Annotated in this window: 11 protein-coding genes; 7 read left to right on the top strand and 4 right to left on the bottom strand. The window is 76.8% G+C overall.

Translation table 11 applies throughout. The annotated features are described in order from the left end of the window. Positions 1-99 precede the first annotated feature (99 nt). Positions 100-579 carry an MmpS family transport accessory protein gene (locus ACYX4T_RS03970; RefSeq protein WP_476013278.1) on the bottom strand — a complete coding sequence of 160 codons (480 nt, stop codon included), beginning with the start codon at positions 577-579 and terminating at the stop codon, positions 100-102. A gap of 606 nt (positions 580-1,185) precedes the next feature. On the opposite strand from ACYX4T_RS03970, the gene ACYX4T_RS03965 reads away from it, so the two are divergent. From ACYX4T_RS03965 to ACYX4T_RS03955, 3 genes are read left to right on the top strand one after another with little or no spacing between them, the layout of a single operon-like run. Then, complete coding sequence (locus ACYX4T_RS03965; protein ID WP_476013277.1) at positions 1,186-1,875, top strand: winged helix-turn-helix domain-containing protein; 690 nt, start codon at positions 1,186-1,188, stop codon at positions 1,873-1,875. Further along, positions 1,872-3,254, top strand: a complete 1,383-nt coding sequence (locus tag ACYX4T_RS03960; RefSeq protein ID WP_476013276.1) for a sensor histidine kinase — start codon at positions 1,872-1,874, stop codon at positions 3,252-3,254. Before ACYX4T_RS03965 ends, ACYX4T_RS03960 begins: the two co-directional genes overlap by 4 nt. Continuing rightward, the gene (locus tag ACYX4T_RS03955) at positions 3,251-3,469 is read left to right on the top strand and encodes a hypothetical protein (protein ID WP_476013275.1); all 219 of its coding nucleotides are present in this window, start codon (positions 3,251-3,253) and stop codon (positions 3,467-3,469) included. Before ACYX4T_RS03960 ends, ACYX4T_RS03955 begins: the two co-directional genes overlap by 4 nt. 6 nt (positions 3,470-3,475) lie before the next feature. On the opposite strand, the gene ACYX4T_RS03950 is transcribed toward ACYX4T_RS03955, so the two are convergent. Continuing rightward, the gene (locus ACYX4T_RS03950; RefSeq protein WP_476013274.1) at positions 3,476-4,042 is read right to left on the bottom strand and encodes a hypothetical protein; all 567 of its coding nucleotides are present in this window, start codon (positions 4,040-4,042) and stop codon (positions 3,476-3,478) included. Positions 4,043-4,161: 119 nt separating this feature from the next. On the opposite strand from ACYX4T_RS03950, the gene ACYX4T_RS03945 reads away from it, so the two are divergent. Both ACYX4T_RS03945 and ACYX4T_RS03940 read left to right on the top strand, forming a co-directional pair. After that, complete coding sequence (locus tag ACYX4T_RS03945; protein WP_476013273.1) at positions 4,162-6,339, top strand: transglycosylase domain-containing protein; 2,178 nt, start codon at positions 4,162-4,164, stop codon at positions 6,337-6,339. 64 nt (positions 6,340-6,403) lie between these two features. After that, positions 6,404-7,213, top strand: a complete 810-nt coding sequence (locus ACYX4T_RS03940) for a YhjD/YihY/BrkB family envelope integrity protein (RefSeq protein WP_476013272.1) — start codon at positions 6,404-6,406, stop codon at positions 7,211-7,213. A gap of 63 nt (positions 7,214-7,276) precedes the next feature. Here ACYX4T_RS03940 and ACYX4T_RS03935 read toward each other — a convergent pair whose 3' ends face one another. Then, positions 7,277-7,903 (bottom strand): hypothetical protein, encoded by a 627-nt coding sequence (locus ACYX4T_RS03935; protein ID WP_476013271.1) that lies wholly within the window; start codon positions 7,901-7,903, stop codon positions 7,277-7,279. Positions 7,904-8,156: 253 nt separating this feature from the next. Continuing rightward, on the bottom strand, positions 8,157-8,657 hold the full coding sequence (locus tag ACYX4T_RS03930) for a hypothetical protein (RefSeq protein ID WP_476013270.1): 501 nt from the start codon (positions 8,655-8,657) through the stop codon (positions 8,157-8,159). Positions 8,658-8,737: 80 nt separating this feature from the next. On the opposite strand from ACYX4T_RS03930, the gene ACYX4T_RS03925 reads away from it, so the two are divergent. Then, positions 8,738-11,113, top strand: coding sequence for an MMPL family transporter (locus ACYX4T_RS03925; protein WP_476013269.1), 2,376 nt, complete (start codon positions 8,738-8,740; stop codon positions 11,111-11,113). Between the two features lie 9 nt (positions 11,114-11,122). Further along, positions 11,123-12,142, top strand: a complete 1,020-nt coding sequence (locus ACYX4T_RS03920; RefSeq protein WP_476013268.1) for a sodium:calcium antiporter — start codon at positions 11,123-11,125, stop codon at positions 12,140-12,142. The last annotated feature ends 116 nt before the right edge of the window (positions 12,143-12,258 follow it).

Raw genomic sequence — 12,258 nt, 5'->3', positions numbered from 1 at the left:
CGCCCGAGCTCGGCTGCTGGCGTGGGGCTCACCGCCCCGCTCGAGTCCTGCTGACGAGATCCGCCTCCGGGAAGAGGTCGAGACCGACCCCTCCGACCGTCAGCGTCCGGCCACCCGGCGCTGGTCCGGGCTCCCCACGCAGGAGACGGCCGAGTACCGGGCCGACGACGTCTGGGCCGCGATCACCTCACCGTCCACCAGGATGCGGCACGTGATCAGCCCGGCGACGGCGGTCGAGGCCTGCACGGTGAGGGTGTAGGTGTCGTGGCCGTCGCCGGACGTGGTCCTCGTGCTCCACGGGAGGGCGACGCCGTTCTCCCGCGACGCGGATCCGTTGCGGCCGTAGGTCACCAGGCCCCGGACGGCGTCCCCGGTGGCCTCGTAGACCACGCCCGACCGGACCGGCACCGGAGGCGCCGTGCGCTGCGCCGGGACGGGCACGGCCGCGCGGATCGCGGCGAGGAGCGCGATGACGAGGACGGCGCCGACCGCGACGGCGAGGACCGCGGCGCGCCACCGGGACCGCGGCTCCGCCGGCCGGAGGCGGGACCCGCCCCGGGAGGGCGAGACGAGCCGCACGTCGCGGGGGACGGTCGGGACAGGCGGGTGGGCGGTGGGGAGGACGGGACGCAGCCGGGAGGTCGGCTCGTCCCCCGGTGGGCCCGGGATCGCGGGATCGGAGCGCCGCGCCGGAGCGCCTGCCCGTCGGGGCGGCGGCCGACCGGGCCCCGCCGGGGCCGGCCCGTGCGGGCCCGGCCGGCCGTGCGGGTCTCGCGGCTGATCCACACCGAACCTCTCGACGGCCGACCGGAGCTGGTCGGGACGGGTGTCGCAGCCCGCGCGCTCCCCTCGCGCCGGACGTCACCGGGACGGGCGGGCAGGGGTCCCCTCGTCCGGCCCGAGCGGCGCTCGGCAGCCGGTGCCGGCGCCGCCGCACTCTCCCAGCGGGCCCGCGCCGCACGTCCCGGTCCGACCTTGCGACTCGCTGACGACTCCCGGGGGCGGAGGGGACGCCCGTGGAGCGCCAGCAGCCGGGGCCGACGCCGGGCCCCGCACGGCAGGACGCGCGGCGAGCACGCGCACCTGACGATCAGCTGACGAGGGCGCGCGCGCTGCTGTGCGGGCACGCCCCGGGTGGCCGGGGACGGGTAGCGTTCTCACACCGACGCCGCGGGAGGCCAGCAGATGGGGACGCGTGTCCTGCTCGTCGAGGACGACGAGCGCATCCGTCAGGCCCTCGGGCTGGCCCTGGCCGACGAGGGCTACGACGTCGTGGAGACCGCCACCGGCGAGGAGGCGCTCGAGGTCGTCGACCCCGACCTCGACGTCGTCCTGCTCGACCTGATGCTGCCGGGCATCGACGGCATCGAGGTCTGCTCGACGCTGCGCTCGCGCGGCGACCTGCCGATCATCATCGCGACCGCGCGCTCCGACACCGCCGACGTCATCGCCGGTCTCGAGGCCGGCGCGGACGACTACGTCACCAAGCCGCTCGTCGCCGGGGAGCTCGCCGCCCGCATCAAGGCGCTCCTGCGCCGGCGGCGCCCCGGGGGCGCCGAGGAGCCGCCGGGCCCGCCGGAGCTGCGGGTGGGCGATCTGGTCATCAGCCCGGGGCGCGAGGCGGTCGAGCGGGCCGGGCAGCCGCTGCACCTGACCCACACCGAGTTCCGGTTGCTGGTCGAGCTGGCCACGGCCCGCGGCGACGTCGTCACCCGCGAGCAGCTCCTGCAGCGGGTCTGGGGCTACGACTACTTCGGCGACACCCGGCTGCTCGACGTCCACGTCCGCCGGCTCCGCCGGAAGATCGAGCCCGATCCCGACGACCCGACCCTGGTGCTGACCGTTCGCGGCTCGGGGTACCGCACCGGACCATGACCGACCTGCGTCGCCGCTGGGAATCGGTGTCGCTGCGGTGGCGGGTCGCCCTCGCGTTCGGCGTGGTCACGACCGCCGTCGCCGCCCTCCTGTCGGCGACGACCTGGCAGCTCGCCTCGAGCTACATGCTCGACCAGCGGGCACGGGGCGCGACCAACCAGGCCGTGGTCGACGCCCGACTCGTCGCCGACAGCCTCGGACGGGGTTCCGCCGACCTGCCGACGCTGCTCGTCGGGCTCACCGGCGAGCCCCAGACCGCCGTGCTGCTGTTGTCCGACGGGCGCTGGACCACGGCGGGACGGCAGGTCGACGCCGACGACGTCCCTGCCGCCCTGCTCGCCGTCGCGTCCTCGGGGACGGCGGCCCGCCAGCGGCTGGTCCTCGACGGGAGCCCGGTCCTCGCGGTGGCGCTGCCCGTGAGCGCCGACGGCGACCTGTTCGTCCGGCTCGTCCCCCTGACCGAGCTCGACCGCACGCTGCGGTACGTGTCGATCGTCCTGGTCGCCGGCACCGTCCTGGCCGGGCTGTTGGGGGTGCTGCTCGGGTGGTGGACCGCCCGGCGGGCCCTCGCGCCGCTGACCGAGCTCACCGACGCCGCGGGGCGCATGGCCGAGGGCGACCTGTCCGCCCGTCTCCCGGTGCGGCGCGAGGCCGACCTCGCGCCGCTGGCGTCGCGGTTCAACGCCACCGCCGAGGCGCTGGAGGAACGGGTGCAGCGCGACGCCCGCTTCGCCGGCGACGTCAGCCACGAGCTCCGCACCCCGCTCACCACCATGATCAACGCGGTCGAGGTGCTCCGCCGCCGGCGCTCCGACCTCCCCGATGCCGCCGGACGGGCCGTGGACCTGCTCGGCGCCGACGTGCAGCGGTTCCACCGCATGGTGGAGGACCTGCTGGAGATCTCGCGCGGTATCCAGGTGCCGCACGGCCACGACCTCGCCCCGGTCGACCTCGCCGTCGTCGTCGGCAACGTGCCCGACACGCTCGTCGCCGGTGCCGACGTCGAGGTCGTGGACCCGCCGCCGCTCGTGCTGGCCGACCGCCGGCGCCTCGACCAGGTCGTCGCGAACCTGTGCGACAACGCGCGGCACCACGGCGGCGGAGTGGTCCGTCTCGGGGTCGTGCGCCGCGACGGGCAGGCGGCGATCGAGGTCGACGACGCCGGGACGGGCGTGCCGGAGGACCTGCGCGAGCGCGTCTTCGAGCGGTTCACGCGCGGCGGGCGCTCCGGGCGCAACGGGGCCTACAGCGGGGGCACCGGCCTCGGTCTGGCGCTGGTCGCCCAGCACGTCCGCGGACTGGGCGGTCGCGTGTGGGTCGAGGACCGCCCGGGCGGCGGGGCGCGGTTCGTCGTCGCTCTCGAGGAGGTGTCGTCGTGACCCGGCGTGCGGGCCGGCTGCTGGCCGCGGGCGCGGTCGTCCTCGGCGCGACCGTGGCGTGCGGGGTCAGTCCCGAGCGGGACCCCGAGCCCCTGCCCCCGACGACGCCGGTGGTGCTCCCACCGTCGGTCACCCAGGAGCCGGCCCCACCGACGCCGAGCCCGCCGCCGAGCCCGACGCCGGTGCTACCGGTGCCGGGTGCCGCCGGGTCCTGAGCGGGCTCAGTTCGGGGCGCCGAGGCCGAGCGCGCGGCAGGACGGGACGGTCGCGGCCTGGGCGGTGAGCGACGGCGGCAGCGCGAGGTCGGGCAGGGACACCGTCGGACCCGCGAGGACGAGCCGGCCGCGGATCTTCTGCAGGGTGTCGAGCAGCGTCCCGGACGAGGCCTCCGGGACCGCGAGGAGGTCCTCGCGCAGCATCGTGAGCTGCTCGGTCCGGTTGCGCAGCAGGCGCACGACGGGCTCGGTCACCATCTGCCCGGCCTCGACCGGCGGGGGTCCGGCGCGGTTGATCCCGTCCGCGGCGGCGTCGAACGCCCGGATGCGCTCGTCGAGGTAGGCGAGCATCTGCTGCCGCGACCCGAGGAGGTCCTCCACGCGCACCTCGGGCGGCCCCGGGGCCCGCACCGCCGGGGTCAGGGCGGTGCACACCTGCGCGAGCCACGTCTCGGGCGTCGGGTTGCCCGACGGGTTCTCCGGGCCGAAGGGCCGGGGCTGCGGGGGCGCAGCCTCCACGCCGTAGGCGCACCCGGAGAGCAGTCCGAGCAGCAGGACCAGGGGCATCAACACGCGGCGCACACCTCAGCGTGCCCGCGTGTCGGTCGCCGACATCGCCCTCGTCGGCTTCGTCAGGCGATCGTCAGCCGATCACACCCGTGCCGGACCGGGGGACGTGCTCACGTGGAGACATGGGCAGCCCCGCCGTCGAGGACCCCGACCAGCCCGAGCGGCCCGACCGGCTCCACCTGCTGCTGCGGGGCGCGCTGGCGACCGCGCTCGCGGGCCTGCTCGTGGCCGCGCTGCTGACGCCGGTCGCGGTCGGCGCGGGCACGGTGCTCGCCCGGGCCTCCACGGGGGTCGGGGGCACGACCGTCGGCGTCGTCGACCGCGCGCCGGACGCGGCCACGGTGGTGACCGACGCGACCGGCGCACCGATGGCCCTGCTCTACCGCCGGTTCCGGCTGCCCGTCGGGCCGGCGGGGATCGCGGGCACGATGAAGGCCGCGATCGTCGCGATCGAGGACCGGCGGTTCTACGACCACGACGGCGTCGACGCGCGGGGCCTCGCCCGCGCGCTGGTCAGCAACGCGGTGCGCAGCACGCCGCTCGAGGGCCAGGGCGCCTCGACGATCACCATGCAGTACGTCAAGAACCAGCGGCTCTACACGCTCGCCGACACCCCGGAGGAGCGCCGGGCCGCGACCGCCGACACCGTCGGGCGCAAGCTCACCGAGGTCCGGCTCGCGCACCGCGTCGAGGACCGGCTCGACAAGGACACAATCCTGGCCCGCTACCTCGACCTCGTGTACTTCGGCCGCGGCGCCTACGGTGTCGAGGCGGCCGCCCGCACCTGGTTCGGCACGAGCGCCGCGGCCCTCACGGTGCCGCAGGCGGCCCTGCTGGCCGGCATGGTCCGGGCCCCGGCGAACTACGACCCGATCGACCGTCCCGACGCCGCCCGGGCCCGGCGGGACCAGGTGCTCACCGCGATGACCGAGGTCGGCTCGCTGACCCCGGCGCGGGCCGCCGCCGCCCGCGCCGCCCCGCTCGGTGTCCTCCCCGACCCGACGCTGCCCGCCGAGGGGTGTCCCGCCGCGCGCGAGGGGACCGGGTTCTTCTGCCGCGAGGTGGTCGACCGCCTCGGCGCCGCGGGCCTCGACCTCGCCACCGGCGGCTACACGGTGCGCACCACGCTGGACCCGCAGGCGACGACCGAGGCCCGCGAGGCGGCCCGGGACGCGGTCGACCCGGACGGCGAGGTCGCGGAGGCCGTCGCGGTGATCGCGCCGGAGGCCGACCGCCGACCGGTTCTCGCCCTGACCGCGAACCGGCCCTACGGCGGCGACGCCGCCGCGGGCGAGACGATGCTGCCCGTCACGACCGCCCCGTTGCGCGGGGCCGGGTCGATCTACAAGATCTTCACGGCGGCCGCCGCGCTCGAGCGCGGGCTGGTGACCCCGGACAGCGAGCTCGACGTGCCCGAGCGTTACACCACCACCGCGTTCGACGACGCCGGCGCCGACTACACGGTCGAGAACCTCGGCTCCTACGACGACGAGATGACCCTCGAGCGGGCGCTCGCCGAGTCGCCCAACACCGCGTTCCTGGCCCTCCTCGACCGGCTCGGCAGCATCGACCCGGTCGTCGACGTCGCCCGCCGCCTCGGCCTGCGCACCACCCTCGCCGCACCGGGACCCGACGGCCGTTCCCTGGCCGAGCGGGTGCGCGCCGCCGAGCAGGCGTCGTTCACGCTCGGACCGGACCCCACGAGCCCGCTCGACCTCGCGAACGTCGCCGCGACGATCAGCGCGGGCGGCAGCTGGTGTCCCCCGACGCTGGTGGCGCAGGTGACCGACCGCGCGGGCCGGGACGTCACCCCGCCCGCGTCGCCCTGCGAGCGGGCCGTCTCGCCGGTGGTCGCCGACCAGCTGCGGACCGCGCTGTCGGAGGACCACGTCGACGGCACCGCCGCCGACGCCGCCGACGACGCCGGCTGGCGGCGGCCGATGATCGGCAAGACCGGGACCACCCAGCGGTCGGCGTCGGCGGCGTTCCTCGGCGCCACCGACCGCTACGCCGCCGCCGTCGCGGCCTTCTCCCTCGACGAGCCCGAGCCGGTCTGCGTCGACCCGGTGCGCACCTGCTCCGACGGCGACCTCACCGGGGGCTCCGCGCCGGCGGACACGTGGTTCGACCTCATGACCCCGCTGCACCGGGGCTCGGGCCCGTCCCCCGACGCGGACGACGGCGCGGACGGTGACGACGACGGTGACGGCGACGGTGACGGCGACGGTGACGGCGACGGTGACGGCGACGGTGACGACGACGACGACGAGGACGAGGACGAGGACGACGACGAGGACTGAGGCACCGGCCGGGCGGGCACGTGTGACCGTGGCCCTGATGCGCCGGCGACCGCCCCGGACACGCGTGGGTCGGATCGCGGCGTCGGCGTCCCGGCATCGCCTCCCCGCGCTGGCGGCGGAGTCGGCGTTCTTCGCGGCACTGGCCGTCTTCCCCGCCCTGCTCACCGTCGTCGCGATCCTGAGGGCCACCGGGACGGTGCTGGGGGCGGACGCCGACGTGGCCGCCGCCGAGGGCATGACCCGGCTGCTGCGGGTGGTGCTCACCACGCGGGGCAGCGCCGCGGCGGACGCCGCCGCGACGCTGCTGACCACCAGCACCACCGGCCTGCTGACCGTCGGCACCGTGGCCGCGCTGGTGCTGCTGGTGCGGGCCCTGCGCTCGGTGCTGCACGCCCTGGCCACCATCGCGGGACGCCCGGCCCGGACCTGGCGTGCCGCCGGCGCGCTCGGGGTCCTGCTGCTCGTCGGCGGCGCCACCGTCACCGCCGCCGCGGTGCAGGACCCGCTGCTGGTGCTCGACGTCCCGGCGGGGCACCTCGTGTGGCGCCTCCTGCGCTGGCCCGTCGTCGTCGCGGCCCTCGTCGCGTGGGCGGTGCTGGTGCTACGGGTGGGGATGCGGTTGCGCCGGGGGACCTGGCAGGTCTCGCTGGTCGGCGCGGCCATCGCCGTCGCCGGGTGGCTCACGGCCAGCGCGGTCTTCCCGCTCTACGTCTCGGTCGTGGCCCGCCTCGCGCGGGGGCTCGGCGCGCTCGGGGGCGGGCTGATCCTGCTCGTCTGGCTGTACCTGCTCACGCTGTCGCTCTACCTCGCCGCGGAGACGCTGCGCGAGCTCCGCGACGGCGGGTCCGAGGACACCCCGCGGGCCCCGCAGTGACGAGCGACGCCCCGCGGCCCAGGGGCCGCGGGGCGCCGGTCGTCGTGCGGGGGTGATCCGACCTCAGCGGTGGTCTCCGCCGGTGGCCTTCCGGGGGCCCTTGGTCAGGGACGCGCCGGCCCCGGTGCCGATCACGGCCGCGCCGAACGCGAGCCCGAGCCACAGCGCGGACCAGCCGGCCGCGTTCTGGACGGCCTGGATCGCCTGGGCGACCACGGCCGGGTTGCCGGCGAACTGCTGCGGGCCGGTGAGGACGAGGAGCTGGGTGAGCCCGCCGAGGCTGCCGGCGAGGGCGGCGCCGCCGAGCAGGCCGAGGACGAGCAGGCCGACGGTGCTCAGCGCCCAGGTCATCGCGCCCTGCAGCGCCGCGTTCGGCGAGCCAGCTCGCCACGACGAGGCCGTGCCGCCCGCGAGGCCGCCCACGAACAGGGCGATGATCGCGAGGAGGGCGCTAACGATGCTGGCCGCCACGCCGGCGCCGGCACCGTCGACACCGAGCGCGATCCAGCCGAGGGCGATGAACAGCATCTGCAGCACGACGTAGACGGGCAGCGCGACCACGGCGCCGACCCACGCCGGCCCCCAGCGGGTCGTTCGCTCCTCGGAGTGGGACGTCGGCTGCTCGGCGACGGCGGTCCGGTCCTGCGACGACGTGTCCGTCGCGTCGGAACGCTGATCGAAGGTGGTCATGGGGGTGTACCTCCACGAGAGACGGGTCTCGGTGGTGTCCGGGGCTGCGTGCCGGCCCCGGTGACGGGTCGCGAACGCTTCGGGGGGCCTCGGGCCTCACCGCGTCCGCCGCGACGCCCGGCTGGTCCATCAACCGGCCACCCTCCGGCTGCCCCGCGCCGCCGTGCCCACAATCTTGCGTCGGCCTTGCAACCGGCTCGGGGCTCCGTCGCAGGTCAGACGTCCCGTCGCCCGGCGGCGCGGCCGGGTGTCCTCACCCCGCCGCGACGCCGGCACGGCAGGCGGCGATCGCGGCCTCCAGCCGGGCCTGCTGGCGCTGCACCTCGTCGAGCACCCCCCGCAGGGCGCGCGGGTCGAAGTCCCGGAGAGCGCCGACCGCCCGGTCGAGATCGGCGCGGATCGCGGCCCCGGCGTCGGCCGCCGCGGGGCACGGCACGCCCGGCACCGGCGTCGGTGTCGCGGCGACCGGCGGCGCAGGCGGGGCCGGGGCGGGCACGTCCGCGACGTCGCGCGCGACCCACCCCCCGCCGGCGCCGATCGCGAGGGCGAGGACCACCAGCACGATCCACGGCCACCGCCGTCCGGACACCGACCCCGTCCCGGCGGCCGTGCCGTCCTCGCCGGCCTCCCCGCCGGCCTCCCCGCCGGCCTCCTCGCCGGCCTCCTCGCGGGCCTCCTCGCCGACCTCGGCGCCGTCGTCCGCCCGGTCCGACGGGCCCCCGCCGTGACCGACGTCCGCCCGGTCCCCACCCACGACACCGAGGGTGGCACGCCACCGCCACGGGCGTGACCGCTCGATGGACGCGTCAAGCCCGGGGTGGCAGCGTTCCCGTGGTGGGCGCCGCACGGGGCACGCCGACGGGCGCCGAGCCGGAGGGCCCGGAGCCGGGGGGCGGCCCGCCCCGGGGTCGCACCGCCCTCGTGCGCGCCACCGCCGTCGTCCTGACCCGCGGATGGTGGGCGGTGCTCGCACTCGTCGGCGTCGGGGTGTGGCTCACGGTGACCTCGCTCCCGACGCTCGCCGGCGCGAGCGAGGGTGCGGGGGGTGGCGGGCTCGCCTCGGTGATCAGCGAGGACGCCCCCGCGGTGCAGGCGCAGCTCCGGGCCTACGAGATCTTCGGCCTTCCCCTGCTGACACGCACCGCGGTGGTGCAGCACCACCCGGACGGTCTCGACCCGTACGCCCAGGCCCGGGCGACGCTGCGCGCGGCCGAGGTCTCCGAGCCCGCCTTCCGGGGCCGGCCGACGCCGCCGCTGCTGCTGGCGGTCCCGGTGTTCGACGGGCTGCCGCGCGGCGTGCCCGAGGGCCTCACGCCGGGGTCGGGCACCGCCCTCACCCCGGAGGCGCTGACGACGGCCGGCCCGACGACAACGATCGTCACCTACCTGTTCACCGATCCGCGCACGCCGACCTGGCTGCAGGAGCAGGTGGCCCGCGACTACGCCGCCCGGTTCGACCACCCGGGCGACCACATGCTCGGGGTGAGCGGGACGATCCCGCTCCAGTCGGAGCAGGCCCGGCTCGTGACGGAGAACCTGCCCGCCGTCGAGATCGGCTCGGTGGTGGCGGTCGCCCTGGTCGTCGCCCTCGCGTTCCGGTCGGTCCTCGCGCCGGTGATCACGTTGGTCGCGGCCGGGCTCGCCTACCTGCTCGCCGACCACCTCGTGGGGACGGTCGCGGCGGCCTACGGGGTCAGCGCGCCGGCCCAGCTCGAGCCGGTGCTGGTGGCCCTGGCCCTCGGCCTGAGCACGGACTACGCCGTCCTCTTCCTCTCCGGGACGGCGCGGCGGCTGCGGGCCGGGGAGGACGGCCGGGCCGCCGCGCGGGGGGCCGTGGAGGGCTACCTCGCGATCGTGGTCGTCGCCGGCCTGACCGTCGCTGCCGGCGTGGCCGCCCTCGGCGTGGCCCGGACGCAGCTCTTCCAGGCGTTCGGGCCGGGTCTCGCCCTCACCGTGCTCGCCTCGCTCGTGGTGTCGGTGCTGGTCGTGCCGCCGCTGCTGGCGCTCTCCGGCCGGGCCGTGCTGTGGCCCGGACGGCCCGTGCGGCCCCGGCAGGACGGCCGCGAGCGGGCGTCGCCGCTGGAGCCGGATCGGGGCCGCAGCCGGTTCGTCGGCGTCATCACGCAGCGGCGGGGCGCGGCGCCGGCGGCGGCGGTCGCCGGGCTCGCCGTCCTCGTGGTGTGCGCCCTGCCCGTCACCGCGATGCAGGAGTCGGTCTCGCCCATGGACGCGCTGCCCGAGGGCAACCAGGTCCGCGTGGCCTGGGAGGGCGCCGCGGCCGGGTTCGCCCCCGGCGTCCTGTCCCCCACCGAGGTGCTCGTGACCGGCCCCGGGGTCACCGAGCGCCGGGACGCCCTCGAGGACCTGCAGCGGGCGCTGGCCGAGCAGCCCGGCGTGGCCGGGGCCCTCGGGCCGATCCAGGGGCGGCTCCCCGAGGCCGTCCCCGACCGCTACGCGCTCTTCCTCGGGCCGAACGGGGACGCGGCGCGCTTCCTGCTCGTGCTCGACGCCGACCCGCTGGGCGCCGAGGCCCTCGACACCCTGGGGACGGTGCAGCGGGCGATGCCGGCCCTGCTCGAGGACGCCGGGCTCGAGGGCGTGTCCACGGCCTACGCCGGCGACACGGCCCTCGGCCTGGGTCTGGTCGAGAGCGCCCGCGCCGACTTCGTCCGGGTGGCCGTGCTCGTCGCCGCGGTCGAGCTGCTGCTCCTCGTGCTGTTCCTGCGCAGCCTGGTCGCGCCGCTCTACCTGCTCGCCTGCAGCGTGCTCGTGGTCGCCTCCTCGCTCGGGCTGACCTCGCTGGTCTTCGGCGAGCTGGGGCAGGAAGGGCTGATCTTCTTCGTCCCGTTCGCGGTGGGCGCCCTACTCGCGTCCCTGGGCTCGGACTACAACATCTTCAGCGTGGGTGACGTCTGGCAGGCGGCGCGCACGCGCCCGCTCGCCGAGGCGCTCGCCGAGGCGATCCCCCGCTCGACCCGGGCCATCGGCGCCGCCGGGGTCACCCTCGCGGCGAGCTTCGGACTCGTGGGCCTGGTGCCGCTCGCCCCGTTCCAGGAGCTCGCCTTCGCGATGGCGGTCGGGGTGCTGCTGGACACCTTCCTCGTCCGCGCCTTCCTCGTGCCCGCGCTCGTCTGGTGGGTGGGTCCCGCCAGCGCCTGGCCGAGCAGGCGCCTGCGGTCGCCGGTGTCGGTCCGGCGGCCGTCCGGGTAGGCGGTGACGATGTCCGCCGCGTGGCCACTCGGGACCAGTGTCGCCGTCCTCGTGGCGGCGGCCGCCGTCATCGTCGTCGCCGGCGTGCGGCTGACCCGCGTGGCGGACTCGCTGTCCGAGCGCACCGGTCTCGGCGACGCGATCGGCGGCGCGCTGCTGCTCGGTGCGGTCACGTCGCTGCCGGGGATCGTCACCACCGTCACCGGCTCGCTCGGCGGTGATCCCGCCTTCGGCCTGGCCAACCCGATCGGCGGGGTCGCCGTGCAGACGGTGTGGCTGGCCATCGCCGACCTGGTCCACCGGCGCGCCAACCTCGAGCACGCGGCGGCGTCGCTGCCGAACGTGATGCAGGCCGTGATCCTCATGGCGCTGCTCGCCGTGCCCGTCGTCGCCTACGCCACCCCCGACCTGCGGTGGGGCTGGATCCACCCGGTGACCCTGCTGATCCCCGTGGCCTACGGCTACGGGCTGCACCTGCTGCGCACCCTGCAGCGCCAGCCCATGTGGCAGCCGGTCCAGACCTCGGCGACCGAGACCGAGGAGGGGCAACCGCCCGCCGACGACCGGCCGCTCTCCCGTCTCTGGCTGGCCCTCGCGGGACTCGGCCTGGTGGTCGGCGTGGCCGGGTGGGCCATCGGGCGGGGCGGGCTGGGCGTCGTGGCGGCCACGGGCCTGCCGAGCGGGGTGGTCGGCTTCACCCTGACCACCGCCATCACCTCGCTGCCGGAGCTGATCGTGCTGCTCACCGCGGTCCGGATGGGCGCCCTGACGCTCGGGGTCGGCAACATCATCGGCGGCAACACCTTCGACACCCTCATGATCACGGTGGCCGACCTGTTCTACCTCGACGGCCCGGTCTACCGCGACGCCGGCGACCAGAGCCTGGTGCTCCTCGGCGGGACCTCGCTGATGATCGCCGTCCTCGCCGGCGCCCTCGTCGTCCGCGATCGCCGGGGCATCGGCTTCGAGGGCCTGCTCATCCCCGGCGTCTACCTCGGCACCGTCGCCCTGGCCTACTCGGCGGCCTGACGCCGTCAGCCGACCGCAAGGGCGGGATCCGCTTCGGTGCGGCGCCGACCGTCAACACCCCTGGCGTCGCCGGTGCACCGCCGCACGTCGACAGCAGCGTCCACCCCGCGGGCATG

Source organism: Actinomycetospora sp. ABD4_176 (assembly GCF_056311855.1).
The sequence above is the reverse complement of the archived record's forward strand: the minus strand, read 5'-3'. Positions and strand labels throughout refer to the sequence as shown.

Coding starts and splice junctions, on each gene's coding strand:
- ACYX4T_RS03960 (WP_476013276.1), top strand. CDS start 1,872: ATGACCGACCTGCGTCGCCGCTGGGAATCGGTGTCGCTGCGGTGGCGG.
- ACYX4T_RS03945 (WP_476013273.1), top strand. CDS start 4,162: ATGGGCAGCCCCGCCGTCGAGGACCCCGACCAGCCCGAGCGGCCCGAC.
- ACYX4T_RS03935 (WP_476013271.1), bottom strand. CDS start 7,903: ATGACCACCTTCGATCAGCGTTCCGACGCGACGGACACGTCGTCGCAG.
- ACYX4T_RS03965 (WP_476013277.1), top strand. CDS start 1,186: ATGGGGACGCGTGTCCTGCTCGTCGAGGACGACGAGCGCATCCGTCAG.
- ACYX4T_RS03920 (WP_476013268.1), top strand. CDS start 11,123: ATGTCCGCCGCGTGGCCACTCGGGACCAGTGTCGCCGTCCTCGTGGCG.